This window comes from Rhodococcus sp. G6(2025), assembly GCF_058628105.1.
Window position 1 is genome coordinate 7,897,837 of record NZ_CP179750.1, and the last position, 24,136, is coordinate 7,921,972.

General features: G+C 68.4%; 27 protein-coding genes. 14 read left to right on the forward strand and 13 right to left on the reverse strand.

All coding sequences use genetic code 11. The annotated features are described in order from the left end of the window. The first annotated feature begins 116 nt into the window (after positions 1 to 116). Together ACLIVD_RS36580 and ACLIVD_RS36585 are read left to right on the forward strand one after the other, a co-directional pair. Positions 117 to 884 carry a thiazole synthase gene (locus tag ACLIVD_RS36580; RefSeq protein ID WP_491931677.1) on the forward strand — a complete coding sequence of 256 codons (768 nt, stop codon included), beginning with the start codon at positions 117 to 119 and terminating at the stop codon, positions 882 to 884. Between the two features lie 41 nt (positions 885 to 925). Beyond that, complete coding sequence (locus ACLIVD_RS36585; RefSeq protein ID WP_283334654.1) at positions 926 to 1,735, forward strand: MBL fold metallo-hydrolase; 810 nt, start codon at positions 926 to 928, stop codon at positions 1,733 to 1,735. A 56-nt stretch (positions 1,736 to 1,791) separates the two neighbouring features. Here the strand turns inward: ACLIVD_RS36585 and ACLIVD_RS36590 are convergent, their stop codons facing one another. Both ACLIVD_RS36590 and ACLIVD_RS36595 read right to left on the reverse strand, forming a co-directional pair. Continuing rightward, positions 1,792 to 2,790 (reverse strand): PHP domain-containing protein, encoded by a 999-nt coding sequence (locus ACLIVD_RS36590; RefSeq protein ID WP_491932965.1) that lies wholly within the window; start codon positions 2,788 to 2,790, stop codon positions 1,792 to 1,794. A 45-nt stretch (positions 2,791 to 2,835) separates the two neighbouring features. Then, entirely contained in the window at positions 2,836 to 3,711 is an 876-nt protein-coding gene (locus tag ACLIVD_RS36595; protein ID WP_283352332.1) for a LysR family transcriptional regulator ArgP, read from the reverse strand. Positions 3,712 to 3,783: 72 nt separating this feature from the next. Here ACLIVD_RS36595 and ACLIVD_RS36600 point away from each other — a divergent pair, with 72 nt between their 5' ends. The 5 genes from ACLIVD_RS36600 (at position 3,784) to ACLIVD_RS36620 (ending at position 6,656) form a co-directional block, all read left to right on the forward strand. Next, positions 3,784 to 4,404 carry a LysE/ArgO family amino acid transporter gene (locus ACLIVD_RS36600; RefSeq protein WP_283352333.1) on the forward strand — a complete coding sequence of 207 codons (621 nt, stop codon included), beginning with the start codon at positions 3,784 to 3,786 and terminating at the stop codon, positions 4,402 to 4,404. Between the two features lie 47 nt (positions 4,405 to 4,451). Then, on the forward strand, positions 4,452 to 5,033 hold the full coding sequence (locus ACLIVD_RS36605; protein WP_064080315.1) for a hypothetical protein: 582 nt from the start codon (positions 4,452 to 4,454) through the stop codon (positions 5,031 to 5,033). Next, positions 5,033 to 5,437, forward strand: a complete 405-nt coding sequence (locus ACLIVD_RS36610; protein WP_280783014.1) for a TIGR03668 family PPOX class F420-dependent oxidoreductase — start codon at positions 5,033 to 5,035, stop codon at positions 5,435 to 5,437. The genes ACLIVD_RS36605 and ACLIVD_RS36610 overlap by 1 nt, the downstream gene beginning before the upstream one ends. 55 nt (positions 5,438 to 5,492) lie before the next feature. After that, positions 5,493 to 6,161 carry an SDR family oxidoreductase gene (locus ACLIVD_RS36615; protein ID WP_491931678.1) on the forward strand — a complete coding sequence of 223 codons (669 nt, stop codon included), beginning with the start codon at positions 5,493 to 5,495 and terminating at the stop codon, positions 6,159 to 6,161. Between the two features lie 153 nt (positions 6,162 to 6,314). Then, positions 6,315 to 6,656: a hypothetical protein gene (locus ACLIVD_RS36620; RefSeq protein ID WP_280783016.1), complete on the forward strand. Its 342-nt coding sequence runs from the start codon at positions 6,315 to 6,317 to the stop codon at positions 6,654 to 6,656. A 3-nt stretch (positions 6,657 to 6,659) separates the two neighbouring features. Here the strand turns inward: ACLIVD_RS36620 and ACLIVD_RS36625 are convergent, their stop codons facing one another. Beyond that, complete coding sequence (locus ACLIVD_RS36625) at positions 6,660 to 7,310, reverse strand: maleylpyruvate isomerase family mycothiol-dependent enzyme (protein ID WP_491932967.1); 651 nt, start codon at positions 7,308 to 7,310, stop codon at positions 6,660 to 6,662. Between the two features lie 160 nt (positions 7,311 to 7,470). Here ACLIVD_RS36625 and ACLIVD_RS36630 point away from each other — a divergent pair, with 160 nt between their 5' ends. Genes ACLIVD_RS36630 through ACLIVD_RS36640 form a run of 3 tightly spaced genes read left to right on the forward strand, consistent with a single transcriptional unit; the run spans position 7,471 to position 9,505 of the window. After that, a complete protein-coding gene (locus ACLIVD_RS36630) occupies positions 7,471 to 8,337 on the forward strand; it encodes a TIGR04222 domain-containing membrane protein (protein ID WP_283352336.1) in 867 nt (288 codons plus the stop codon). Further along, positions 8,334 to 9,179 (forward strand): MbnB/TglH/ChrH family RiPP precursor modification enzyme, encoded by an 846-nt coding sequence (locus ACLIVD_RS36635; RefSeq protein WP_317570546.1) that lies wholly within the window; start codon positions 8,334 to 8,336, stop codon positions 9,177 to 9,179. The genes ACLIVD_RS36630 and ACLIVD_RS36635 overlap by 4 nt, the downstream gene beginning before the upstream one ends. Next, a complete protein-coding gene (locus ACLIVD_RS36640) occupies positions 9,176 to 9,505 on the forward strand; it encodes an SCO6045 C-terminal-like domain-containing protein (protein WP_317570545.1) in 330 nt (109 codons plus the stop codon). Before ACLIVD_RS36635 ends, ACLIVD_RS36640 begins: the two co-directional genes overlap by 4 nt. Here the strand turns inward: ACLIVD_RS36640 and ACLIVD_RS36645 are convergent. Continuing rightward, positions 9,423 to 10,448 (reverse strand): alpha/beta fold hydrolase, encoded by a 1,026-nt coding sequence (locus ACLIVD_RS36645; RefSeq protein ID WP_283334659.1) that lies wholly within the window; start codon positions 10,446 to 10,448, stop codon positions 9,423 to 9,425. The genes ACLIVD_RS36640 and ACLIVD_RS36645 overlap by 83 nt on opposite strands. 121 nt (positions 10,449 to 10,569) lie before the next feature. Between ACLIVD_RS36645 and ACLIVD_RS36650 the strand changes: the two genes are divergently transcribed. Next, positions 10,570 to 11,325 carry a GntR family transcriptional regulator gene (locus ACLIVD_RS36650; protein ID WP_280783022.1) on the forward strand — a complete coding sequence of 252 codons (756 nt, stop codon included), beginning with the start codon at positions 10,570 to 10,572 and terminating at the stop codon, positions 11,323 to 11,325. 8 nt (positions 11,326 to 11,333) lie between these two features. Here the strand turns inward: ACLIVD_RS36650 and ACLIVD_RS36655 are convergent, their stop codons facing one another. Together ACLIVD_RS36655 and ACLIVD_RS36660 are read right to left on the reverse strand one after the other, a co-directional pair. Next, entirely contained in the window at positions 11,334 to 12,035 is a 702-nt protein-coding gene (locus ACLIVD_RS36655; protein ID WP_491931679.1) for a phosphonatase-like hydrolase, read from the reverse strand. Positions 12,036 to 12,076: 41 nt separating this feature from the next. Further along, positions 12,077 to 13,222, reverse strand: a complete 1,146-nt coding sequence (locus ACLIVD_RS36660) for a TIGR03364 family FAD-dependent oxidoreductase (protein ID WP_283334661.1) — start codon at positions 13,220 to 13,222, stop codon at positions 12,077 to 12,079. A gap of 187 nt (positions 13,223 to 13,409) precedes the next feature. Between ACLIVD_RS36660 and ACLIVD_RS36665 the strand changes: the two genes are divergently transcribed. Further along, positions 13,410 to 14,219: a CPBP family intramembrane glutamic endopeptidase gene (locus tag ACLIVD_RS36665; RefSeq protein ID WP_283334662.1), complete on the forward strand. Its 810-nt coding sequence runs from the start codon at positions 13,410 to 13,412 to the stop codon at positions 14,217 to 14,219. 22 nt (positions 14,220 to 14,241) lie between these two features. Here ACLIVD_RS36665 and ACLIVD_RS36670 read toward each other — a convergent pair whose 3' ends face one another. The 7 genes from ACLIVD_RS36670 to ACLIVD_RS36700 all read right to left on the reverse strand — a co-directional run bounded on the left by ACLIVD_RS36670 (position 14,242) and on the right by ACLIVD_RS36700 (position 22,279). Beyond that, the gene (locus ACLIVD_RS36670) at positions 14,242 to 15,339 is read right to left on the reverse strand and encodes a DUF6777 domain-containing protein (RefSeq protein WP_491931680.1); all 1,098 of its coding nucleotides are present in this window, start codon (positions 15,337 to 15,339) and stop codon (positions 14,242 to 14,244) included. A 67-nt stretch (positions 15,340 to 15,406) separates the two neighbouring features. Next, positions 15,407 to 15,781, reverse strand: coding sequence for a nuclear transport factor 2 family protein (locus ACLIVD_RS36675; RefSeq protein WP_005262400.1), 375 nt, complete (start codon positions 15,779 to 15,781; stop codon positions 15,407 to 15,409). Between the two features lie 158 nt (positions 15,782 to 15,939). Further along, complete coding sequence (locus ACLIVD_RS36680; RefSeq protein ID WP_283334664.1) at positions 15,940 to 17,349, reverse strand: MFS transporter; 1,410 nt, start codon at positions 17,347 to 17,349, stop codon at positions 15,940 to 15,942. 74 nt (positions 17,350 to 17,423) lie between these two features. Next, positions 17,424 to 18,152: an enoyl-CoA hydratase/isomerase family protein gene (locus ACLIVD_RS36685; RefSeq protein WP_491931681.1), complete on the reverse strand. Its 729-nt coding sequence runs from the start codon at positions 18,150 to 18,152 to the stop codon at positions 17,424 to 17,426. Positions 18,153 to 18,156: 4 nt separating this feature from the next. After that, the gene (locus ACLIVD_RS36690) at positions 18,157 to 19,356 is read right to left on the reverse strand and encodes an acyl-CoA dehydrogenase family protein (protein ID WP_491931682.1); all 1,200 of its coding nucleotides are present in this window, start codon (positions 19,354 to 19,356) and stop codon (positions 18,157 to 18,159) included. Between the two features lie 20 nt (positions 19,357 to 19,376). After that, positions 19,377 to 21,449 (reverse strand): acetate--CoA ligase family protein, encoded by a 2,073-nt coding sequence (locus tag ACLIVD_RS36695; RefSeq protein ID WP_491931683.1) that lies wholly within the window; start codon positions 21,447 to 21,449, stop codon positions 19,377 to 19,379. Continuing rightward, on the reverse strand, positions 21,446 to 22,279 hold the full coding sequence (locus tag ACLIVD_RS36700) for an SDR family NAD(P)-dependent oxidoreductase (RefSeq protein WP_011596223.1): 834 nt from the start codon (positions 22,277 to 22,279) through the stop codon (positions 21,446 to 21,448). The genes ACLIVD_RS36695 and ACLIVD_RS36700 overlap by 4 nt, the downstream gene beginning before the upstream one ends. A gap of 253 nt (positions 22,280 to 22,532) precedes the next feature. On the opposite strand from ACLIVD_RS36700, the gene ACLIVD_RS36705 reads away from it, so the two are divergent. After that, positions 22,533 to 23,162 (forward strand): TetR/AcrR family transcriptional regulator, encoded by a 630-nt coding sequence (locus ACLIVD_RS36705; protein WP_005249163.1) that lies wholly within the window; start codon positions 22,533 to 22,535, stop codon positions 23,160 to 23,162. Between the two features lie 36 nt (positions 23,163 to 23,198). Then, complete coding sequence (locus ACLIVD_RS36710; RefSeq protein WP_280783031.1) at positions 23,199 to 24,134, forward strand: DMT family transporter; 936 nt, start codon at positions 23,199 to 23,201, stop codon at positions 24,132 to 24,134. Positions 24,135 to 24,136 lie beyond the last annotated feature (2 nt).

Sequence of the window (24,136 nt, forward strand, 5' to 3'; positions counted from 1 at the left end):
ACAACGAGACAGGGGACCAATCTGGACCTATGACGTAGCGCACAAGTGGTTCTGACGTCGGAGACGATTCGGTCGTAGGGTTCGAGTGCTCGCCGAAATCTCGACCGGAGGTACCCATGCGCATCCACACCGACGCACTCACGATCGCGGGCCGGGACTTCTCGTCCCGCCTCCTCATGGGCACAGGCGGTGCGGCCAACCTCTCGGTACTGGAAGAGGCACTCGTCGCCTCGGGCACCGAACTGACGACGGTGGCGATGCGCCGAGTGGACGCCGCAGGGAGAACCGGGCTGCTCGAACTGCTGGATCGACTGGGTATCGCGTTGTTGCCGAACACAGCCGGCTGCCGGGGCGCCGCGGAGGCGGTGCTGACTGCGCGCCTGGCCCGTGAGGCCCTGGGCACCAACTGGGTCAAGCTCGAAGTGATCGCCGACGAGCGCACGCTCCTGCCCGACGGGATCGAACTCGTCGCGGCCGCAGAAGAACTCGTGGACGACGGATTCGTCGTGCTGCCGTACACCAACGACGACCCCGTACTCGCGCAGCGCCTGGTCGACGCCGGGTGCGCCGCCGTGATGCCACTCGGGTCGCCGATCGGCACCGGGCTCGGTATCACGAACTCCCGCAACATCGAGATGATCGTCGCGCGCACCGACGTCCCGGTCATTCTCGACGCCGGGATCGGCACCGCGAGCGACGCAGCACTGGCGATGGAACTCGGCTGCGACGCCGTACTGCTCGCCACGGCGGTGACAAGGGCGTCGGACCCTCCGCTGATGGCCGCGGCGATGGCCGCAGCGGTCACGGCCGGGCACCTCGCCCGGAATGCCGGACGGATACCGAAACGGTTCTGGGCGCAGGCGTCGTCACCGGTCGCGGTGTAATCGGCGCCCCGCGAACACCGACTCGGCTAGCGTGAGCCCCCATGCGGGTACACCACCTCAATTGCGGCTCGTTCTCCTCGGCGCTCATCGGACGGTTGGTGTGCCATGTGCTGGCGTGCGAAACCGACGCGGGCATCGTGCTGGTCGACTCCGGCTTCGGGCTGGCGGACGTCGCCGATCCCACCGGACGCGTCGGCCGGTACGCGAACCTGATGGGCGCCCGGTTCCGGGAGTCGGAGACGGCGGTCCGCCGGCTCGAGAAGCTGGGCCTGAATCCCGCGGACGTGACCCACATCGTCGCGACCCATCTCGACTTCGACCACATCGGCGGCGTCGCCGACTTCCCGAACGCCACCCTGCACACCACCGCCGCGGAACGAACGGCGTCAGAAGGACGTTCGTCGTTCCGGGAGAAGGTCCGCTACCGTCCCGCCCAGCTCACCCCCGAACCCACGCTGCACACCTATTCGGGGCCGGGCGAATCCGTGCTCGGGTTCTCCGACACCTACCCGATCGCCGGTGCCGCCGACCGCATCGTGCTCGTCCCGATGCCCGGCCACACCCGCGGTCACGCGGCGGTGGCCGTCGACACCGGCGAGAAGGGCTGGCTGCTACACGCGGGCGACGCGTTCTACCACCGCAGCACCGTCGCCGCCCCAGGACAGGTGTCGCCGGGAACCGAGGGTCGCGCCCTGCGGGTGATGGAAGAGCTGATCGCGGTGGATCGTTCGAAGATCCGCGGCAATCATCGCCGGCTCCGGGAACTGAACAATCAGGTGGCGCCGCGGGTACGCGTCTTCTCCGCCCACGACCCGACACTGTTCGAGGAACTGGCCGGAGAGCGGGGCTAGGCCCTCGGCCCGTGCGCGGTTGACGAGTCCCTGCACTCGTCAACCACGCACGAGCGCTACTTTGCCCATTCCAGCAGGTCGTCGGCGGACCACGTGTTCACGACCCGGTCGGCCTCGACGCCGCACCGCATCGCCCGCTCGCATCCGTACCCCTGCCAGGCGAGTTGCCCGGGGGCATGCGCGTCGGTGTCGATCGAGAACAGGCACCCCACGTCGATGGCCAGATCGATGAGACGGCTCGGCGGGTCGCGGCGTTCGGGACGGCTGTTGATCTCGACGGCCGTGCCGTGGTCGCGGCAGGCGGTGAACACCTGCTCCGCGTCGAACGTCGACTCCGGCCTGGTCCCGCGCCCGCCTTCGACGAGGCGGCCGGTGCAGTGTCCCAGCACGTCCACCAGCGGATTCTCCACCGCCCGGACCATCCTGCGGGTCATCGCCCCGCGCTCCGCCCGCAACTTGGAGTGCACGCTTGCGACGACGATGTCGAGTTCGTCGAGCAGATCCGGATCCTGGTCGAGTGAACCGTCGTCGAGGATGTCGACCTCGATGCCGGTGAGGATGCGGAACGGTGCCAGTTCCTCGTTCAGCGCGGCGATCACCTCCAGCTGAGAACGCAGCCGCTCCGCCGACAGCCCGTTCGCGACCGTCAGACGCGGGGAATGGTCTGTCAGAGCGCAGTATTCGTGACTCAGAGCGGCCGCGCTGCGCATCATCTCGTCGATGGGGCTGCCGCCGTCCGACCAGTCCGAGTGCGTGTGCAGGTCGCCTTTCAGCGCCTCCCGCAGCGCGCCGCCGCCGATCGGCTCCGCGTTCTCCCGTAGTTCCGCGAGATAGACGGGCACACCGTCGAGCGACTCACGGATCACGGTCGCCGTCTTGGGTCCGATGCCCGGCAGATCCTTCCAGCTGTCGGTGCGCCGGCGGACGTCCCGTTGCTCCTCGGACAGTTCGGCCACCACGTCGGCGGCACGCCGGTACGCCTTCACGCGGTGCGTCTCCGCACGCGCCCGTTCGAGCCAGAACGCTGTCTCTCGCAGGGCCTGCACCGGGTCCATCGGGCTGTCGGCGTCCATGCCTCCAGTGTTGCGCCCACCCCGACGTCACCGCAACGCTTCGCGCGCCCCGTCCCGGACCGCGGTGGTGAGCGCCGCGAGGATCGGCGAATCCAGCTTCCACCGCTGCCAGTACAGCGGGACGTCGACCGGGCGGGACGGGTCGAGTTCGACGAGCCCATGGTCGTCGCCGGTGTGTAATTCCGGCAGCAGTCCCCAGCCCAGACCGTGGCGGACGGCGTCGGAGAACGCCGAAGACCCGGGAACGAAGTGCCGCGGCGGCTGGAGCCGGCGCCGCGTGAACCCGCGCAGGAACCGGGCCTGCAGTTCGTCCTTGCGGTCGAAGTCGAGCATCGGTGCCACCGCGAGGGCGTCCGCCGTCGGACCGTCGGGGAGCCAGCGGTCGGCGTAGTCGCGGCTGCAGAGCGCGCGGTACCGCATCGACCCCAGCTTCTCCACGGTGCAGCCCTGCACCGCCTCCGGGACGGACGTCACCGCGGCCATCACGGTGCCCTCCTTCAGCAGGGTGGTCGAGTGGAATTCGTCTTCCCGATGCAGATCGAACAGCGCCCGATGCTCCGGCGCCAGGCGGGCGAGGGCCGGAATCATCCACGTGGACAGCGAATCCGCGTTGACGACCAGCGACAGCGTGCTCGTCGTCGCCTCCTCGGGGTTGAGGGACGACATGGCCTCGCGCTCGAGGTGGGCCATCTGGCGGGCGAGCGTGAGCACGACGTGTCCGGACTCGGTGGCCCGGACCGGCTTGGCCCGCTGCACCAGGACGCGCCCGACCTGCTGCTCGAGTACCTTGATCCGCTGGCTCACCGCGGACGGCGTGATGTGCAGTACCCGGGCCGCGGCGTCGAAGGTGCCTTCGTCGATCACGGCCGCGAACGTGCGAAGCGAAGCAAGGTCCAGATCCATATGAAGCGATGCTAATGGCAATGAAGGATAATTAGCTGGATTGATGATCGCGGGGTTCGTAGCGTGGTTCTCATGCACTTCACCCCTGCCCTGCTCACGGCGGCCGCCGGCTTCGGTACCGGCCTGTCGCTGATCGTCGCGATCGGCGCGCAGAACGCGTTCGTCCTGCGACAGGGGATCGCGCGCAGGCACGTCCTGCCGGTGGTCGTGCTGTGCGCGGTATCGGACGCCGTGCTCATTGCGGTCGGGATCAGCGGGATCGGCGCCGTACTCGCGCACGCTCCGGCTGCCATCACCCTGATCCGCTGGGCGGGTGCGGCATTCCTCGTCTCCTACGCGGTGCTCGCCGCTCGCCGCGCCCTCCGCCCCGGAACGCTCGACGCCACGCAGGAAATAGGGTCGGCGACCCTCGCGACGTCGATCCTCACCTGCCTCGCACTCACATGGCTCAACCCGCACGTGTACCTCGACACGGTGCTGATGCTCGGCTCGGTGGCCAACAACCAGGGCGAGTCGGGCCGATGGCTGTTCGGTCTCGGTGCCGCCACCTCGAGCGTCGTCTGGTTCCTCGCGCTCGGCTACGGCGCCCAGTTCCTGCACCGGGTGTTCGCCCGCCCCGGCGCGTGGCGCGTGCTCGACGCCGGGATCGCCGCGCTGATGCTCACCCTCGGCATCACCCTCGTCACCACCTAGTCAACTATTGGTTGACAAGTGGACTCGTGTCAACCAATACTTGACACATGCCGGACGCCGCGCTCACTCAACTGCTGTCGGACGCGATCGCCAAGGCGGACCCCGAGATCGACCCCGGACTGGACCACGACCCCGCCGCCTACCTGGCCCTCGTCCGGCTCACCTCGCAGGCACGGGAGTCGGTCGACGAACTGCTGGTCTCCGCGATCGCCGCCGCGCGCTCCGCCGGGCACAGCTGGGACACGGTCGGCGCCGCACTCGGCATGTCGCGGCAGGCGGCGCAACAACGTTTCGGCAAACGGATCGGCGACGCCCCCGACACGGACCCGGACGGCCGGACCCGCCGGCTCACCCCGCTCACCGCGTTCAACGAGATGCGCATCCTCAACCACGCCGGCTCGTACGGCTGGCACTCCGTCGGATTCGGCACCCTGTTCCACACCGTTCGCAAGTCCGAGGAACAGTGGGAGCACACCCGCGTGTCGGCGCCGGCGAGCCGCCAGAAACTCGAGGCCGACGGCTGGCAGAAGGTCGGGACGTTGTGGTTCCCCTGGGCATACTTCAAGCGCCCGTTGGGCATTCCCGCCCTCCCGGAACCGGTGAGCGGCGACTACCTGATGGAACCGTGATGGACGTCGTCGCGCGATTCGCGGCCGCCCGCATCGCGCGGCTCGCCACTGTCGGGGCGGACGGGGTGCCGCACCTCGTCCCGCTCGTCTTCGCACTCGACTCCGACACGATCTACTCCTGCGTCGACCACAAACCGAAGCGCACCACGGCCTTGCGACGCCTCACGAACATCGCGGCCAACCCCGCGGTCACCCTGCTCGTGGACCACTACGACGAGAATTGGGACCACCTGTGGTGGGTGCGGGTCGACGGTCGGGCCGAGGTGCTCGCCCCCGACTCCCCGGCGGGCGGCGCCGCGATCGACGTTCTTGCCGCGAAGTACCCGCAGTACGTCGACCGCCGACCGGACGGACCGGTGATCGCGATACACGACCTGACGTGGCACCACTGGAGTGCCCTGTGAGTACTTGTTAACCGCCCGACGTTAATAAGTACTCACGGGCGTTAGCCTCGACAGCATGCCCACAGCCCTGATCACCGGCGCGAGCCGTGGCCTCGGAGCCGCCATCGCCCGCGAACTCGCACCGACCCACGACCTCCTCCTCGGCGCCCGGTCGGCCGGGTCGCTGACCGACATCCTCGACGAACTGCCGGACGCAACGCCCTGGCCGGTCGAGCTGACGGACTACGACGCGCTGGCGGCGGCGTGCGCCCCGATCGAGCGGCTCGACGTGCTCGTCCACAACGCCGGCGTCGCCGATCTCGCGACCGTCGCGGAGTCGGCCGTCGACCAGTGGCGGCACACGCTCGAGGCGAACGTCATCGCGGTGGCCGAACTGACACGGCTGCTGCTGCCCGCTCTCCGCGCCGCGGGTGGGCACGTCGTCCTGATCAACTCGGGCGCCGGGCTCCGCGCGAACGCCGGCTGGGCGTCGTATGCGGCGAGCAAATTCGCCCTGCGGGCGTTCGGTGACGCACTGCGGCTCGAGGAGCCGTTACTGCGCGTCACGTCAATTCACCCCGGCCGGATCGACACCGATATGCAGCGCGCCATCGTGGCCGGCGAGGGCGACGAGTACCGGCCGGAGAAGTATCTGAAGCCGTCGACCGTCGCAAAAGCCGTGCGCAACGCGGTGGAGACACCGGGTGATGCGCACCCCACAGAAATCGTGCTGAGGGTCCGCTGACAGCGAAGAAACCTGCGTGAGATAGATCACAGATTGATCTCACAGAAAGGCTTTAAGCTGCTCACAATTAGTCGCCCTACAGTTCTTCTCATCAGCAGAGGTCGCAAACGTGAGTCAGGTTCAACGAGCTGACTCCCAGGAGGTATCCCCACGATGAACACCGACCAGCGTACGTACAGCGACACCGTCGTCGCCGTCGACGGCGACGTCTTCGCGACGATGTTCACTCTCGATCTCGGTGACGGCGAGGTCGATCGCGAAGCAGTCGAGCGGATTCACGGCGGCGACTTCGACGAGTGGATCGAGGCGGCAGCGCGGTCCGGTCTGTTCACGCCGCAGGCGGTCGCGGGCCTCGTTCAGACGTGGCAGGACAACCCGAAGTCGTTGTTCGACGCCCTGCTCGTCGATGCCGACGAGATGACCCACAAGCGCTACGCGATCATCTGGGACGCGCTCGACGACGCCGACACGTTCGAGAACGTCGAGTACGCCTGACGCTCAGAACGGCCACGCGGGCACGGGCGGCAAGCCCTCCCGCGTGGGGCGCCCGATAACCCACGCCAGCAGTTCGGTGCGCGGAAGTTCCGGCACCCCGACGTCCGGATGCCTGGCCGCCAGCTCGGGCAGCTCCGATTCCAGCGTGTGCTCCACGAAGGCCGCCGGCCAGTCGGCCGCCGAGTAGCCGAGCCCCAGGTCGACGTGGTGGATCTCGAGCTCACGCCACCGCAGCACCGGCACCTGCCGCACAGGCACCCGCTGACGCCAGTTCACCGGCGTCTCGTACAGATCTTCGGTGATCCGCCGCAGCGACTCGAGCACCCGCCGTCCCGCGAAGCGGAAATCGGCCACCAGTAGTTCGGCCGGACGCCCGCCCCCCTCCTCGATCGCCGCGGCCCGCGCGGCCGGACCGCCCGGATACATCTCGGGCGCGGCCTCCCCGGTGATCACCCCGACCGCGAACCGGTTGAGCGCGTCCGCATTCCTCGCGAGGTGCGTGACGACGTGCCCCCGGCTCCACCCCGGCAGCAACGACGGTTCCCGCGCCTGGTCGTCGGTCAATCCCTCCAGCGTCGCCTCCGCCGCCCGGTGCGATTCGGCAACCGTGTCGAGCAGTTCGGCATACGACAGTGCGGCACTCGGCGACGTCATGCTGACGATGCTAGGCGATGCCACCCACAGCCACCTCACGACGAATCCCCAGGATCCCGATAACGGAACGGTGACGATCGGCATCCGGCGGGTGCAAATCGGACAATCGTACTGATACTGAGATCGACTGTCGGACAACGTGGTTGAAGGGTGGTGTGTGATGTACAACGAATCCGCTACGTGGGGGATACCGAGCGAGACCTTTCTGGTGGTCTACGTCGCCGCCGCCGTGCTCGCGGTCGGGCTGGCGGTGTTCCTCCGGTCCCGGGGCACCGCATCCACCCCGACCGCCGGTGTCCGCCTCGATCCGGTGCAGGCCGGGATGCTGACCAGCGACGATCGCGCCATCGCCGCATCCCTGACGCTGCTACGGGGAGCTGACCTCATCTCCGCCGACGGGACGGTCCTGCGGGCGTGGGGAGTCGCCGACAACGCCCTCGGATCGTTCACGCGGGCCGTCTACGACGAACTCGCCTCCGGGCGCAGCGCCCTCGGCAACCTGCGGCTCCCGGGCCGGTTGCAGGCCCCGCTCGACCACCTGCGGTCCACCCTGGTCGCGCAGGGGCTGCTCACGGGTCCCGCACAGAAGGCGTGGAACCGCCGCGCGAGCCTCCCGATCCTCGTCGTCGTGGCCGTCGGCGTCGCACGCCTCGTCGCCGGGTTCGCCGGCGGCAAGCCGATCGGCTTCCTGCTGGTCGCGGTGGTTCTGCTCTCGGCCGCGCGGGAGCTCGTTCGCCGGACCGGACGCAGGACGCCCCAGGGCACGGCGGAACTGCAGCGCCTGCGCCGCGACCACTCGTACCTGTCGCCGCGGATGCGCCCGTCGCTCACCGCATACGGTCCGACGCCGATCGCGCTGTCGACGGCACTCTTCGGGATGGGGGCCGTCGGCCTGTTCTCCCCGGGTTTCGCGAGCGCGGCCGGTATCACCGACAGCGGCAGCGGGGACGGCGGCAGCAGCGGTGGAGGCGACAGCTCCTGCGGCGGCGGCGGAGGCTGCGGCGGCGGTGGGGGGTGCGGGGGATGACCGCCCTGATCGAGCCGGGCCTCGGCATCGGCTGGCGGCCGGAGATCTGCGGGATCATCGACCGGCTCGACGGCCTGCGGTTCTGCGAGGTGATCGCCGAATCGCTGCCCGCCCGCCGGCGCGGAGTCGGCGTTCCGGACGAACTGCGGTCGCTGGGCGTTCCCGTCGTCCCGCACGGCATCTCGCTGTCGCTGGGTGGCGCGGACGGTGTCGAGCAGCGCCGGATCGACCATCTCGCGCGGTGCGCCGACGCGCTCGGTGCGCCGCTCGTCAGCGAGCACGTCGCGTTCGTGCGGGCGGGCGGAATCGAGGCCGGGCACCTGCTGCCGGTGCCGCGCTCGGCGGAAGCCCTGAACGTGCTGGTGCGCAACATCCGGCGCACGCAGGAGTGCCTGCCGGTGCCCCTGGCCGTGGAGAACATCGCGGCCCTGTTCGACTGGCCGGACGACGACTACTCCGAGGGCGAGTTCCTGGCCGAACTCGTCGAACGCACCGGCGTGTACCTGCTGCTGGACGTCGCCAACGTCTACGCGAACGCCCGCAACCGCGGCCGCGACGCCGGCAAGGAACTCCGGCGGCTTCCCCTCGAACGCGTGGCGTACGGCCACGTCGCCGGGGGATCCGAACGGGACGGCGCGTACCACGACACCCACACCGACCCGGTGCCCGGCGAGGTGCTGGACCTGGTCCGGCAGTGGGCATCCGCGGGTGCCCCCGCGATGATGCTCGAGCGCGACGGGAACTACCCGCCCGCCCGTGAGTTGTTCGCCGAGCTGGATGCGATCGCGGATGCGGCCGGCGTCGACCGGGTCACCGGGGACGCGGTGTGGAGTCTGCCGTGACGGGGCTGGCGGAGCGGCAGGCGGCACTGGTCCGGGCTCTCGTCGCGGCGGGGGAGCTGCCCGCGGGATTCGACCGCGACGCGCTCGACACCGCGTCGAAGGCCTTGCTCCGCAAGCGATCCGGGGAAGTCGGCGGTCACCTTCCCCACGTCCGCGCGGCCCTCGGCGACCGATTCTTCGCGCTGTTCGCCGCCTGGGCCGACGGCAGGCCGAAGGTGAGCACCCACGCGGATGCGGTGGCGTTCACCGCGCACCTCGAGTCGACCGGTCACCTGCCCGAGCCGAGTCGCCGTCGTCGCCGCCTGTACCGCCCGCGACGAACGTGAGCAGCAACTCGTTCACCTCTTCCGGTCTTTCCTGCTGGACGAAGTGCCCGGCGCCCTCGACGAGATGGAGTCCGCGCAAGTCCGGGACGGTGTCGCGCATCCGGTCGAGGGCCTGCGCACCACTCATCGTGAGGACGGGATCGTGCGCACCGGCCACGAACAGCGTCGGCACCTCGATGTCGGCTCCGGCGAGATTCCTGGAGCGTTCCCAATTGGCGTCGTACGCCCGGTACCAGTTCAGTCCGCCGGTGAATCCCGTCCGGGTGAAGACCTCCACATAATGGTCGAACTCGTCCTCCGTCAGCCACGACCACGGCAGGGGTGGGGCTTCGGGCAGCACGTCCAGGTAGCCGTTGCCCTCCGAGGGGTGCTGCCAGATGTCCAGATAGCGGTAGGCGCCCGACAACGCATAGAACAGCCGCTGCAGGAATCCTCGGGGATCGGCGTCGAGTTCGCGGTCGGCGACACCGGGTTCCTGGAAGTAGTGGATGTGCAGGAAGTGCTTGCGCGCCATCGACGCATACAGCTCCGACGGTCGCAGCGGGAACCGGTCGGGCGCGTAGGGGACGGCCAGTAGCACCAGCCCGGACACGCGTGCGCGGTGACGCAGTGCGACGGTCCAGGCGACCGGCGCGCCGAAGTCGTGGCCGACGAACACGGCACGCTCGTGACCGAGACTGTCGAGCAGGCCGATCAGCGCGTCCGACACCCGCTCGTTCGTGTAATCGTCGATGTCGCGGGGCACGTCCGTGCCGCCGTAGCCGGGCATGTCCGGGGCGATCGCCCGGTACCCGGAAGCCGCGAGAGCCCGCATCTGATGGCGGTAGCTGTAGCCGAGCCCCGGGAATCCGTGGCACAGGACGACGGGCGGACCGTCACCCAGTTCGGAAATCTGCCAACGGAATCCGTCGACCGTGACCACCCGCTCCGTCGACGACGCCATGCTCCGCATCCCTCCACCGGCTGGAACGTGTTTCAGCACTGTAGCGTAGCGACGACGCCATTAGAATGCACCTGACTCGCAGTGGCGACCGTCGACCGGCGGGGAAGTGGAGTGATGCGCAATGGTGGAGGCACGCTCCCGCCATGAGTTCGTCGCACTCCAGCTCCGGCAGCGCATCATGCAGCGGCAGTACGCGGTGGGTGAGTCGCTGCCCAGCGAGAGCATGCTGTGCGCGGAGTTCGAGGTGTCGCGCGGTCCCGTGCGCCAGGCCCTGGCGACGTTGAAGAACGAGGGGCTCATCCAGCTGTCCCAAGGCAAACCGGCCGTGGTGCGCAGTCACGACATCACGCAGACCCTGGACACGTTCACCCCCTTCTCGCAGTGGGCGCGCCGCACCGGCCGCGTGGCGGGCAGCCGCACGCTCGAGATCTCACGTCGCCGGGTGTCCGAACCTGCCGCCAGCGCATTGGGATCGGCCCCGGACGACTTCGTCGTCGAGGTGCTCCGCGTCCGGCTGCTGGACGGCGAACCGACGATGATCGAGCGGAGCACGTTCACCGACCGTGTCGGCTCCCTGCTGTTCGATTTCGACATCGACACCGGATCGATCACCGATTACCTCACCTCCCGCGGCGTCCGCTTCGAATCGATGGAGCACGTGCTCGACGCCGTCGCCGCGACCGGGGTCGACGCCGAGAATCTCGGCATCGACCCCGGCAGCCCGTTGCTTCGGGAACGTCGGACGTCGCGGGATCAGAACGGCGACACGTTCGAGTACGCGGACGATCGGTACCGCCCCGACCTCGTCGCCTTCAGCATCGTGAACGCCCGCACCATCGACCCCAGGCTTCCGTCGGACGACGGCAACGGAGCCTGATCGGAAAATCAGGTGTTGCGCAGTTCGGCGAGCAGACCGGGCAGGTCCGCGACGCTGTCGAGAACGTGGGTGGCCCCGGCCTCGGACAGCTGGGTGGCGTCGTGGGCGCCGGTGAGCACGCCCACGGAAGCGAGTGCTCCGGCGCGGAGACCGGTGGTGACGTCCGACGTGGTGTCGCCGAGCACCACCATGGACTGCACGGACGGGGCACCGGTGCGCATCAACGCGGTCAGCGCCAGGTCCGGGAAGGGGCGGCCGCGGACACCGTCTCCGGGGCACAACACGACGTCGGCGACGTCCTGCCAGCCGAGGGCGCGAATGATCGCCATCTGCGTTTCGCGCGCGAAGCCGGTGGTGAGCGCCGTCTTGATGCCCTGCTCCCGCAGGGAGCCGAAGAGTTCCACCGCGCCGGGGATCGCGCTGCACCGCCCGTCGTCGACGAGTTGCGAGTAGCAGCGTTCGAATTCCTTGTTCGCGGCCTGCGCCTGCTCCTCGTTACCGCCGCTGAGATGGCGGAAGACGACGATCTTGGACTGGCCCATGGTGTCGGAGACGTAGTCGAGCATCCGCCTGCGGTCCTCGTCGGTCTTCGACAGTCCGGCATGCGCGTCCGCGGCGAGGAAGGACTGCTGTACCAGCCCGCTGTCCTCCACGGTGGTGCCTGCCATGTCGAAGACGACGAGGCTGATGTCCCGGTGACGTGTTCCCATTGTCTGATTCCTCTCGGTGTTCGGTGAATGTGGTTGTGCTGCTATGCCATTACGGGCAGGGTGTCGCGGCCGAAGACGGAGTCGATGCGGTCCTTCGCCAGACCCATGCTGGTGGTCATGCCGATCCCGGTGGTCACGGTGACGACGTGCACGCCGTCGATCGGCTCCTCGATCAGGAAGTCGGAATCGGGTGCCGAGCTGTACACGCCCTGCCAGCGTTCGGTGACGGTGACGTCCGAGACGCCGAAGAGGGCGGCGGCCTCACGGATCAGCACCTCGAACCCCTTCTCCGACTGGAACGGCTCCGCCGAGATCTCACGGATGTGGGTGTCGCCCAGCAGGATCGATCCGTCGGGCTGCGGTGTGTACATCTGGTGGAGGTCGAGGTCGACGTAGTCGGGGTACTCGTCACGCAGCCTCGCCGCGAGTGCCGCCGTCGCGGGAAGATTCTGGAAACCGCTGTACCGCACGAGCGACCAGCCCGTGAACAGCGGTGCGGGCAATGGCGCGGACAACGGAATCCTCGCGCGCATCATGTGGAGCCGGCACCGCAGGAGCCCCCCGCGCTCGGCCGGCCCCGGGAACAGGCGGTCGATGTCGTAGTTGACGGTGACGAACACCGTCGCCGCCTGCAGATCGCCCCGCGAGGTATGAACGACGCCGGTCTCGAATCCGGTTGCGGCGGTGCGCCAGAAGAAGTCGACACCCGACGCGTCGAGCCACTGCGCAATGGCGGGGGCCGCTTCCCGCGGGTTCACCTGGAGGTCGTCGGCCATGTACATGCCCCCGACGACGCGGTCGCCGACGATGGGTAACGCGCCGAGGATCCGGTCTCGGGACAGCAGTTCCACTTCGGCCGGTCCGCGTACGGCCGCGAACTCGGTCATGACTGCCAGCTCGTCGTCATGTCGTGCCACACAGTATGTTCCGGATTCGGCGGACCAGAACCCGGCCTTGCGTGCCAGGTCGAGCCAGTGCTCCCGGCCCGCTCGGGCGTAGTCGCGGGCGACGCCCGACTGGGCGGTGATGCAGGCGTGGCCGAAGTTCTGGACGGACGCGCCCGCAACGCGGTCGGCGTGGTCGATCACCGCCACGGACAGGCCTCGGTTGCGCGCGTGATACGCGTGCGCGAGGCCGACGATTCCGGCACCGACGACCACCACGTCGTAGCGTCGTTGAGTTGTCATGCGACTCACTGTGGACCCGCCCAGGACAACATGTCAATACAAGTATAAGAAATTTGCCGCAGGTATATATAAGTCGCTTTCCGTTAACCGTCCGTTGTGCGACCCGGCGGGCGCGTCGGGTGGTCGCGGTCGGGGGTTGCTGCGAAAATTGCCGCCCGAGTCCACCCACCTGCAGAGGGGCTGATCGATGAGTAGTGGTTCCGGCCCGAGAGCCGTTCCCGTCCACGAACCGGCGTCGTCCCACGACCGCTTCGGTCCCCTGATCGAGCGCCGTGACGACGTCGACTTCCCCTTCTACAACGGGACGCCGACCACGCTGTCGGTGCGGCAGTGGGTCCTGGCGTGGGCCTCGGTCGCAGTCGGCTTCGCGGCCTTGGTCCTCATCCCGCAGACCGACAACGTCGTTGCGCTGATTCCGCGCATCCTGTTCGTCGGTATCCCGCTCGTCGTGCTGGCGATGGTGACGCGCGAGCACTGGACAGCGTTGTTCCGGAAGGTGCACGGCCGTGACGTCCTCACGATGATCGGCTTCGCCGTGCTCAACCTCGTAGTCACGTCCGTGCTGGCGTTGATCGTGCGCGCCCTGTTCGGGGTGGCGTCCAACGAGGCCATCGACGGTGCGGGCGAGGGCGGTGCGCTCGACACGGCAGCGTTCTACGTGGGAACCGGGATCCAATTGGTCGGCGAAGAAGTCTTCACCATCGTCCCGTTTCTCGCGCTGATGTATTTCCTGTTCGCCAAGGCGAAACTGTCCCGCAAGACCGCGATCATCCTGGCCTGGCTCCTCAGTGCGGTGTGGTTCGGCGCCGCCCACCTGCAAACCTACGACTGGAACTTCGCGCAGGCCTTCATCGTGATCGGCGGGGCCCGGCTGGTGCTCACCCTCGCCTACATCCGGACCAAGAACCTGTGGGTCTCGACGGGCGCGCACATCATCAACGACTGGACGCTCTTCACCCAGGCGATCGTGATCAACGCCGCGCTCGTCACCCTGTAGCCGAGTACTCCGCGTCCGACCCTCAGTTGGGAATGGGGATGACGATGGGTGGCAGACCCGGTATCTGCACCTGAATCTGCTGCGGCGGTGCGGGCGCCGGCGCGGGGGGAGGCGGGTAGTTCACCGGCGGTTCGGGTGCGGGCGGCGGGGGAGGTGGCGGCGGTGGGGGCGGGGGCGGAGCCGCAGCGGGCGGAGGCGCAGGTTCCGGGGCGGGAGCCGGCGCGGGACGGGGAGCGGCTTGCTGCACCACCGCGGGCGGCGAATCCACTACCGGCGCCTGGGCTTCCACGGGTGCCACCGGATTCGGGCGCTCCGCCGGCTGCTGCGGGCCGGAACCGATCGGCACCGGCGTCAGTCCACCGGTCATCAGATCCACCACGGTCACTTCGGTCATCGCCAGGTTGGAGGGCTGCACGACGTACAACCTGTCCTGTTGGAAACCCGGCCACGGATCGCCCTGCACTTCCGCGTTCTCGTTCACCACCGGAGACAGCAATGGGCTTCCGCGCACACATCGGACGCGGGGAACGCCGTGGTCGTCGATCAACACGATGGTCCCCGCCTCGAGGACGGACTGGAATGCGCTCGCATGCCCGTCGTCGAAGCCGTGATTGGTGACGCGGGTGTCCGCACGGAGCAGCACAGGTGTCAGGGTCCGGACGTAATTCCGCACGTCGTCGACCTGGAACACACTCGACCAGGCCTGCAGCATCGCGGGATCCTGCTCGAGATCGTCGACGAGGCGTTGCCGATCGCAGAGCACCCGGTCGGGGCTTCCGCCGTAGAGACCGGCACGGTCGCCGATCACCCGGATCCCGGCGGCGCGGGGTTCGCTCGGCAGGTCGGTACCGGGCGGACCGAACGGGACCGTCGTCGGCGTCTGCGGTGGAAGCAGCACTTCCGTCCACGGAAGCTGCCCGCTGTCGGTGGCCCGGTCCAGGCCGACCGGATCGGGGTGGCCCCCGGAACCCGAGGAGCACGCCACGAGCACCGTGGCGGTCAGCGCCCCGGCGACCGACAGCCAGCTACGCGGTGCGCGCCCGGGGCGCGTACCGGCTCGAACGACTGCTCTGCGTCGGGCACGCCGTGCGGCCTGCCCGGCGACGTCGGTGGCCACCACGCCATGGTAAGCACAGTCGCTGATCAGCCGGGCCGAATTGCGGTGTGGTTGCCGGGCCCAGCGTCGGTCAGCTCGTGATCATGTCTTCCTGCGACCAAAATGCGCGCATGGACGTGATCTTGCCGTCGTCGTCGAACGTCATGACGTCGATCGGCGCGATCTCGAGCTTCTGCTCACCCAGGTCGGTGACGAGGGAGAAGTGAAACGCGGCCGAGTTGCCGGCGATCTTCAGCGTCAGGAGCTCGCCGGTCTGCTTCAGCGGTTCGATCACCCCGTAGAACTCCCGCAGCGATTCCACCGTGGTTCGCGGCTCGGTTCCCACCGGATCCTCCACGGTGGCACCCTCGGCGTACAGTGCGACGACGTCGTCGGCGGTCCCGGTGGCCACCGCCTCGATGTACCTCTCGACGGTCTTGCGGATGTCTTCTGCGGACGGTGCCATGATGCGAACTCCTCAGTCGAATAGAACGTGTTCTAGTGGTGAGAGTAACGCAGCACCGGCCCGGTGGGGAGCCCCTTCTCCCAGGCAGCGGGACATGTCCGCACAGGGGTCCGCCCCTGCCGACGTCGGAAGCCGGCAGGGGCGGGAGGGAACGATCCTCAGGTTCGCGGCGCGGACGCCTCCTCCAACTTCTCCAGCCGGGGAGCGCTCGTCCCCATTACCGGGGCAGCGGACACGGAGGACACCTCTTCCAGCGACTTCCCCTTCGTCTCCGGCGACATGAAGAAGCAGATCACGAACGCGACCGCCGTCAGCACCGCACCGAAGAGCATCGTGGTGCCGGTTCCCAGCGCCGAGATACTCAGCGGCAGCAGGTACGTGCCCGTCGCGGCGCCGAACCGGCTCACCGCGGTGGCGATTCCCACCGCAGTCGCCCGGAACTCGGTGGGGAAGAGTTCGTTGGGGTAGATCCACACCAGGATGCTCGGACCGCCGGAGATGAACGCGTACGCGCAGAAGGCGGCGACGATGAACCAGAGGGGACCGTCCGCCCACAACCACAGCCCTGCCAGCGGAATCACCATCAGGGCCAACGGGACCACGGCGATCGGACGCCGGCCCCACTTCTCGACCAGGAACAGTGCGGGGATGGATCCGGCGACGATGAGCCCGATGATGACGGTTTCGACGATGAGCCCCGCGGAACCGTCACCGGAGATCGAGAAGCCCGACAGGATCGTGGGCAGGAAGGTCAGCAACGCGTAGAGCGGGGTGACGACCGCCAGATACAAAGCGCTGCACATGATCAGCCGGGCCAGGTACTGGCCGCGGAAGTAGATCCGGATGTCGGCCTTCGGCTTGTCCGCCGTGTCCTCGACGGTGACCTTGCTCAGGTCGAGTTTCTCCCCGTAGATCTTCTCGACCACGGCCTCGGCGTCGGCCACCCGGCCGTTCTTCAGGAGCCAGCGCGGCGACTCCGGGATTCCGCGGCGTACCAGGATCACGATCAGACCCAGCACCGCACTGGACGCAAGGAGCAGGCGCCAATGGTCGTTGCCACCGGAGATGCCGACGACGAGCGCACCGACCACGTACGCGGAAACCGCGCCCGCCGACCACGCGACAGCCGACATCCCGACCATGGCGCCGCGCTTCTTGGTGGGGGTGAACTCGGTGAGCAGCGAGGTGGCGATGGGGTAGTCGGCACCGATGGCCGCACCGATGACGAAGCGCAGAACGATGAGCTGCCACGGCAATTGAACGAACACCGACAGTGCACACGCGACGACCAGCACCACCAGGTCGAGGGCGTACATCTTCTCCCGGCCGATCCGGTCGGTGAGGAAGCCGAACACGGTGGCGCCGAAGAAGATACCGATCAGCGAGGCGGCACCGATCAACCCTGCCTCGGCTGTCGTCGGGTGAAGTTGCTCGGTCACCCCGAGCAGGGCCACGCCGATGATGCTCATGACGTACCCGTCCAGGAATGGTCCGCCACAGCACGCGACCAGGAGCTTGGTGTGAAACCCGCGTTTGGCGGGTCTGTCCATCACGTCGAAGGAACTCATGTCGTCTCCACTACGTAGATTGGTGCCGTCACCCTGGGGGTGGCGGTCGAGTCGGCCGCACTCGGCCGGTACCGCTAAGAGGTTGTCTTGTTCAGCGCCGAGTAGGCGAGCTGCTCGAGCAGCAGCGAAGCATGATGCGGGGAGTCGGCGCTGACGTCCAGCACCTGCTTGGTGATGCTCAGCGCCAGTGGCGAATACGCCGCGAGTTCGTGCGCGATGCTCAGCGCCTGCTTCACGTGCTCCGCGGAAGGGGCGATCTCACTGACGACGCCCCAGCGTTCGGCGTCGGTGTGATCGAAGCGCCGTCCGCGCAGGACGAGGTCGCGGGCACGGCCCGCCCCGACGATGCGGGTGATGCGGGTGACCCCACCGGAACTGGGGAGGATCCCGATTCCGATCTCCGGGAACCCGAAGACCGCGGACGGATCGGCGACGCGGATGTCGGTGGCGAGAGCCAGTTCGAGCCCGCCGCCGAGGCAGTAGCCGGTGATCGCGGACACGGTGAGTTGCGGGAGAGCCGCGAGCACCTCGTACACCGACCCGGAGGTCCGGTAGTACTCGGCGATCGCCTCCGGCGTCATCTCCCGCAGTTCGGTGACGTCCGCGCCGGCCGAGAACACCGAGTCGCCCCCGGTGAGGACCACCGCACGACTGGACTTCACCTCGGGTGACCCCAGTGCGCCGAGCAGTTCGGCTTCCATGTGCGTGGACAGCGCGTTCCGCTTCTGTTCGCGCCTCAGGGTGACGACGGCGACGTCGCCGTCGCGGCGCACATCGACGGTCCCGGCGTTCTCGGTCGACATCGTGCTACTTCTCCCCGGCCTCGTAGCGGAAGGACAGCAGGTTGTCGAGACCCCGCTTGTTGGCCTCGTTCGCGATGACCAGGCGCTGGATCTCCGACGTGCCCTCCCAGATGCGGTCGACGCGCAGTTCGCGCCACAGCCGCTCGACGGGGTAGTCGCGGATGTAGCCGCGCCCACCGAAGATCTGGACGGCCCGGTCGACCACCCGGTTCGACGCCTCGGAGGCGGCCAGCTTCACGGTCGCGGCCTTGGCGTGCAGCGTCTTTCGCAGATCGGCATCATCAGGGTCGGCCTGGTCGAATTCCCACGCCACCTGGTGGGTGAGTGCCCGGTTGGTGGTGATGTCCACGACGGAGTCGGCGATCATGCCCTGGATCAGCTGACGGTTGATCAGCGGCTCGCCGCCCTGCACCCGCTCCCGCGCCCAGTCGACGGCCAACTTCAGCGCCCGCTCGGCGGCACCGATCGTGCGTGCGCCGATCATCAGCCGCTCCTCCGTGAACCAGTCGCGGGTGAGGTCGTGGCCCTGTCCGATGCCACCGAGGACGGCGTCGGCTCCGACGCGCACGTTCTCGAACGTGAACTCGGGGTGCTCGTAGACGAAGGTGTGCGTGTAGCGGGGGATGTGCTTGATCTTCACACCCGGGGTGTCGACGTCGATCAGGAAGATCGTTGCGGCGTGCTCGGGTTCGACGTTGGCCAGCACGATGAGGTAGTCGGCGACGTCACCGACCGTGACGAACCACTTCTCGCCGTTGATGATGTACCCGCCGTTGCCGTCGGGGGTCGCGGTCGTGCTCGCCGCGGAGAAGTCCGAGCCCGCGTTGGCCTCGGAGATCGCGACGGCGTCGCGGCGGTCGCCACGGGCACCGGGAATCAGGTAGCGCTCCCGCTGTTCGGGGGTCGCGTGGGTCAGCGGGTTCGCGGGCCGCCACACCGTGTCCCACAGCGCGTTGGTGAGCTTGCCGAGTTCGTCCTGCACGACGGCCTGCTCGAGCACCGTCAGTCCGGCACCGCCGTACTCGACGGGGGTGTTGATCGCCTGCAGACCCGATGCGAGGACGGCAGCCTTGATGGTGGCGTGGGATTCGTCGGAAATTCCGTTGTTTCTTTCGCACTCGTCCTCGAACTGCATGATCGTGTCGGTCAGGGCGCGTGCGCGCTCCTTGAGGTCGGCGAGGCGGGGGCTGTATGCGAATTCCATGGTGTCAGAACTTCCTTGTGTCAGTTGGTGTTCGATGTGTTGAGGACGATGCGTGCGTCGAGTCCGAGGGCGTGCTTCGGAGTGACGAACAGCGGGTTGATCTCGAGTTCCGCGATCTCGGGGTGCGCGGTGGCCACGGCCGTGACGGCGGCAATGGCGTCCGCGGCCGCGTCGAGGTTGATCGGGGGCCTGCCGCGAACCCCTCGGAGCAGAGCGGACGCCCGCAGATTGTCGAGCAGACCACGGGCGGTCTCCGCATCGACGGGCGCCAGTGCGAAGGCGACGTCGGCGAGGACCTCGGTGAAGATACCGCCGAGGCCCACCATCGCCACGGGTCCGAATCGCGGGTCGGTCTGGACGCCCACGATGAGTTCGACTCCCTCACTCAGGTCGGCCATGCTTTCCACGCAGTAGGCGGGCGCGGCGAGCGAGCCGTCCATCCGCGTGAACGCGTCGGTGAGTTGCTGCGCGGTTTCCAAGCCGAGTGCCACCCCGCCGGAGTCGGACTTGTGCAGCAGCCCCATCGCCTTCAGGACCACGGGGTACCCCACCTTGTCTGCCGCTGACACCGCCTCGGCGCACGTCCGCACCAGTTGCGCTTCCGGGAACTCGACGCTCGCACCGCGGAAGAGTTCGCGGGCGTCCCAGTAGGCGTCGCTGGTGACCGGCTCGGCCGGCTCACTCTCCCCGCCCGCAGGATGCTGCGGCGCAGCGGTTTCCGCGATGACCCCGAGCGCACCCGCGGCATCCTCCACCGCCCGGAAGACCGGGACTCCGCTGTCGGCCAGGACCCGGGCCGCGGCGCTGTCGGGATGCATCGTGTGTACGACGACCGGCTTGCCGTGGGTGCGCGCCGTCTCGGCCATCGCACGGGCGGTGTCGACCTCCGCTCGCGCGAGGTTCTCGCCGTAACTTCCGTAGCCGCCGAAGTATCCGGTCAGCAGGACGGAGTCGACGGCCGGACTCTGCAGGATGGTGTCGAGGACCGAGACGAACGAGGTGATGTCCTGTTCCCCGGCGCCGGCGAGGTCGACTGGGTTCGTCACCCCGGCGGACGGCGGCAACAGAGCGCGCAGTGCGCTGCTGATGTCGGCGGTGAACTCCGGCACGGCGAGTCCGGCTGCCTCGACGACGTCGGATGCGACACCCGCGTGCCCGCCGCCGTCCGCGATGACGCCGACCCGGTGCACCTCCGCAGGTCCGTACCCGAGGAGTGTGGCCGCCACGTCCGCCAACTGCCGTGGACTCGACACCCGGTACACCCCGGCGGCCCGGCAGGCCGCGTCGATGACCGCGCTGTCGGACGTCAGCGATCCCGTGTGCGACTGCGCCCCGCGGATGGAGGCCTCGCTGCCACCCACCGTCAGCAGCAGAACCGGCTTCCCGGCCCGCGAAGCCTGGGCGGCGGCATCGACGAATGCGCGTCCGTCTCCGAAGTCCTCGCAGTACACGGCGATGAGATCGGTGTCATCGTGCTCCACGCAGGAGCGGATGAGGTCGGCGGCGCCGAGGTCTGCCTGGTTCCCGAGCGAGGCGAACCGGGAGAACCCGTGCCCGCGGGCCTCGAGGAATTGGCTGAGTTCGAGTGCCATGTTGCCGCTCTGGGAGAGCAGCGCGACCCGTCCGGCCGGAAGCGGGTTCGAGGCCAGCGTCAGCGCGGTGCTCGAGTCCAGCACACCGAGGCAGTTCGGCCCGAGCAGGACGGCTCCGGCCGCTCGCACCCGCTCCACGACCCGATCCTGCACAGCCTTTCCGGCAGCACCGAGTTCGGCGAAACCGGCGGTGACACCGACGATCGCGGTGGCGCCCGCCGCGAGGGCGTCGTCCACGGCCTCCTCGAAACCCTGTGCCGGAACGGTGATGACGACGAGATCGACTCGTTCGTCGAGTTCCGACAGGCTGCGGAGCGAGGGGTGTCCCAGGATGCGCTCACCGCGCCGGTTGACGAGGTGGACCGACCGGCTGCCCTTCATGCGGAGGGCCTGAACGCTGATCCAGTTGCCGTACTTCGTCTCGTCGTTGCTGGCACCGAGGACGGCGACCGACCGGGGGTCGAACAGTGCCGTGAGGTCGCGGTCGGTGATCGTGCTCATCGCGTCTCCTCGACCTTCGGAGCGGGATGGCCCGTACCCCAGGCGTCGGCGCCGCCGTCGATCACCAGCGTGGTGCCGGTGACGTAACTGCCAGCGGGGGAGGCGAGGAATGTGACCACTCCGGAGACGTCCTCGGCCGTACCCAGGCGACCGAGCGGAACCGCGGACGTCCACTGCGCGCGGGCCTCTTCGGTGTAGTTGCCCTCCATGCCCTCCGTCGCGATGGTGCCGGGGGCGATGCAGATCGACCGGATTCCGTACCGGCTCCACTCCAGCGACAGTCCGGAGGCGAGGTTCTCGAGGGCGGCGCGAGCGGAGGTGGCATGGACCATCGATGCGATTCCGCGACGCGGGGAGAACGCCATGAAGAAGATGCATCCCGACCGCTGCGGAATCATCGCGCGAACGGCGACCTCCCGGGTGACCGCCCAGGTGGCGTCGACGGCGAGGCGGTGCACGGCGCGCCATCCCTTGCTCGTGATGTCCTCGGCCGGCGCCGCGAACTGGCCGCCCGCGTTGTTGACGAGGATGTCGATCCGGCCGAACGTGTCGAGCGCGCGGTCGACCAGGTCGGTCACCTGCTCTTCCTCGCGAATGTCGGCGGGCACTGCGAGCACCCGGGCGCCCAGCGCCTCGATCTCGGCGGCGGTCTTTTCGAGGGGCTCGGACCGGCGGCCGCTGATGACGACGTCGGCTCCACACCTCGCCATGTCCAGTGCGATCGCGCGTCCGATCCCGGTGCCTCCACCGGTGATCAGTGCCACCCGCCCGCGATGGACGTCGGGGCGCAGCACCTGCCCGGCGCCTCCACCTGGGTTCTCACATTCCATCGAGCGTTCGCCTCTCGTCGCTGCCGTTCCGACCCGGGGGTCTGACTGATGCATCAGTTATACCGTGATGCAGCCCACACATGTCAAGGTTTTTGCGGAAACTGACTCACGGACCGAATACTTCCGCTGCTCGTTGAAGTGGCTTGACCTGCTATTATGGAGGGCGATGTCCGGATTCGGCGCCTTTCGCTCAGAGGATGCTTCGTCTGACTGATGCGTCAGTTTGAGGCGTATGATTTGATAGATCAGTCAGATGACCATCGAAGGAGGGACAGTGACCGCTCAACTCACCGAGGACGCGCGCCGAACGGCGATACTCGATGCCGCGGCTCAGCTGATCGCCGAGCGCGGATACCACTCGGTCCGCATCTCCGACATTGCACAGGTCGTCGGCACCAGCACCGGGGCGGTGCACTACTACTTCCCCGGCAAGAGCGACGTCCTCACGGCGGCCCTCCGCCACGCCATCGACAACGCGTTCGACCGGCAGAGCCGCGAACTCAAAGCGATCGACAACGCCCACGAGCGGCTGCTCCGCTTGATCGACATGCAGTTGCCCCGCGTCGGGCCGCTGCGCGACGAGTGGTCCATTTGGCTGCAGTTCTGGGCCGAGGCCACGCTGCGACCCGAACTCCGCCCGTTCCACAACACCTACTACGCGCGCTGGCACGAAACCGTCGTCAAGATCGTCCGGCGCGGACAACGCCAGGAGATCTTCCGCACCGACGTCGACCCGGAGACCATCGCGCAGCGGCTGACCGCGCTCACCGACGGGACCGCCATCCAGGTGCTCACCGGCGCCCCGAACATGACCGTCGCCGCGATGAAAGAGGTTCTCGTGCAGTTCGTTCACGACGAACTCGTCGCGCCGCGGACATGGTGACCCGACCACCGCGGACCGCTCGACGCGTTCGAGTCCATGGGCGATAGCACCACCCGCGGCCGCAGTGCCGTCGCCTGGGGATGTGGTGCGGCCTCCGCGGTCGCCTACGGACTCACCCCGACGTTCGCCGCGATCGGCTACGCCGGTGGAGTGTCGCCGGCCGTCCTCGTCTGCCTCCGCAGCCTCGTCGGTGCCGCACTCCTGCTACTCCTGGCCTGGTCCACCGGACGACTGACGGGCGTGACCTGGAAGTCCGCTGTCGGGCTGTGCGTCGTCTGCGGCCCACTGTTCGGAATCCAGCTTCTGTGTTTCTTTGCGGCAGTGCGGGTTACCGGCGCCCAGATCGCGGTCGTGATCGTCCACATCTACCCGCTGTTCGTGATGGCGCTGGTCTGGGTGCTCACCCGGAACAGGATCCACCGCGGTCAGTTGGTGCTGGCCCTCGCGATGTCCGGCGGCATCGCGCTCGTCGCAGGCGCGGGCGGCTCCGCCGTCGCCCTGAACGGGGCGATACTCGCCCTCCTCAGCGCCGCCGGGTACGCCGTGTATCTGGTGGTCGGGGAACGATGGGTGCACCAGGTCAGCCCCGTTGCCGCCGGCGGACTGGCGTCACTCGGCGCCGGAATCGCCACCGGCACGATCGCCGTCGTCGACGGACAGTCGTGGACGTTCGCGCCCAGCGGGTGGGGGTCCATTCTGTTCCAGGGGCTCCTGCTGATGCCCATCGGGATCGGTTGCTCGTTCATCGCGGTGCGCGCGCTCGGCTCGGCCTCGGTCAGCCTCCTCGGACTGCTCGAACCGGTGGTCGGGGTACTGGCCGCACAGATTCTGCTGGGCGAGCAACTGTCGCCGGTGCAGTGGGCGGGAATGGCCGTCGTCCTGATCGCGTCCGCAGCACTGCCGTGGATGCGGGAGAAGCGTCCCCGTCACGTCGATCGGTCACCGGCCCTCCACGACGCCGAGAGCCGATAACG

Excerpts from the sequence above, each read along its gene's own strand:
- ACLIVD_RS36580 (WP_491931677.1), top strand. The coding sequence starts at position 117 with ATGCGCATCCACACCGACGCACTCACGATCGCGGGCCGGGACTTCTCG.
- ACLIVD_RS36585 (WP_283334654.1), top strand. The coding sequence starts at position 926 with ATGCGGGTACACCACCTCAATTGCGGCTCGTTCTCCTCGGCGCTCATC.
- ACLIVD_RS36590 (WP_491932965.1), bottom strand. The coding sequence starts at position 2,790 with ATGGACCCGGTGCAGGCCCTGCGAGAGACAGCGTTCTGGCTCGAACGG.
- ACLIVD_RS36595 (WP_283352332.1), bottom strand. The coding sequence starts at position 3,711 with ATGGATCTGGACCTTGCTTCGCTTCGCACGTTCGCGGCCGTGATCGAC.
- ACLIVD_RS36600 (WP_283352333.1), top strand. The coding sequence starts at position 3,784 with ATGCACTTCACCCCTGCCCTGCTCACGGCGGCCGCCGGCTTCGGTACC.
- ACLIVD_RS36605 (WP_064080315.1), top strand. The coding sequence starts at position 4,452 with ATGCCGGACGCCGCGCTCACTCAACTGCTGTCGGACGCGATCGCCAAG.
- ACLIVD_RS36610 (WP_280783014.1), top strand. The coding sequence starts at position 5,033 with ATGGACGTCGTCGCGCGATTCGCGGCCGCCCGCATCGCGCGGCTCGCC.
- ACLIVD_RS36615 (WP_491931678.1), top strand. The coding sequence starts at position 5,493 with ATGCCCACAGCCCTGATCACCGGCGCGAGCCGTGGCCTCGGAGCCGCC.
- ACLIVD_RS36620 (WP_280783016.1), top strand. The coding sequence starts at position 6,315 with ATGAACACCGACCAGCGTACGTACAGCGACACCGTCGTCGCCGTCGAC.
- ACLIVD_RS36625 (WP_491932967.1), bottom strand. The coding sequence starts at position 7,310 with ATGACGTCGCCGAGTGCCGCACTGTCGTATGCCGAACTGCTCGACACG.
- ACLIVD_RS36630 (WP_283352336.1), top strand. The coding sequence starts at position 7,471 with ATGTACAACGAATCCGCTACGTGGGGGATACCGAGCGAGACCTTTCTG.
- ACLIVD_RS36635 (WP_317570546.1), top strand. The coding sequence starts at position 8,334 with ATGACCGCCCTGATCGAGCCGGGCCTCGGCATCGGCTGGCGGCCGGAG.
- ACLIVD_RS36645 (WP_283334659.1), bottom strand. The coding sequence starts at position 10,448 with ATGGCGTCGTCGACGGAGCGGGTGGTCACGGTCGACGGATTCCGTTGG.
- ACLIVD_RS36650 (WP_280783022.1), top strand. The coding sequence starts at position 10,570 with ATGGTGGAGGCACGCTCCCGCCATGAGTTCGTCGCACTCCAGCTCCGG.
- ACLIVD_RS36655 (WP_491931679.1), bottom strand. The coding sequence starts at position 12,035 with ATGGGAACACGTCACCGGGACATCAGCCTCGTCGTCTTCGACATGGCA.
- ACLIVD_RS36660 (WP_283334661.1), bottom strand. The coding sequence starts at position 13,222 with ATGACAACTCAACGACGCTACGACGTGGTGGTCGTCGGTGCCGGAATC.
- ACLIVD_RS36665 (WP_283334662.1), top strand. The coding sequence starts at position 13,410 with ATGAGTAGTGGTTCCGGCCCGAGAGCCGTTCCCGTCCACGAACCGGCG.
- ACLIVD_RS36675 (WP_005262400.1), bottom strand. The coding sequence starts at position 15,781 with ATGGCACCGTCCGCAGAAGACATCCGCAAGACCGTCGAGAGGTACATC.
- ACLIVD_RS36680 (WP_283334664.1), bottom strand. The coding sequence starts at position 17,349 with ATGAGTTCCTTCGACGTGATGGACAGACCCGCCAAACGCGGGTTTCAC.
- ACLIVD_RS36685 (WP_491931681.1), bottom strand. The coding sequence starts at position 18,152 with ATGTCGACCGAGAACGCCGGGACCGTCGATGTGCGCCGCGACGGCGAC.
- ACLIVD_RS36690 (WP_491931682.1), bottom strand. The coding sequence starts at position 19,356 with ATGGAATTCGCATACAGCCCCCGCCTCGCCGACCTCAAGGAGCGCGCA.
- ACLIVD_RS36695 (WP_491931683.1), bottom strand. The coding sequence starts at position 21,449 with ATGAGCACGATCACCGACCGCGACCTCACGGCACTGTTCGACCCCCGG.
- ACLIVD_RS36700 (WP_011596223.1), bottom strand. The coding sequence starts at position 22,279 with ATGGAATGTGAGAACCCAGGTGGAGGCGCCGGGCAGGTGCTGCGCCCC.
- ACLIVD_RS36705 (WP_005249163.1), top strand. The coding sequence starts at position 22,533 with ATGACCATCGAAGGAGGGACAGTGACCGCTCAACTCACCGAGGACGCG.
- ACLIVD_RS36710 (WP_280783031.1), top strand. The coding sequence starts at position 23,199 with ATGGGCGATAGCACCACCCGCGGCCGCAGTGCCGTCGCCTGGGGATGT.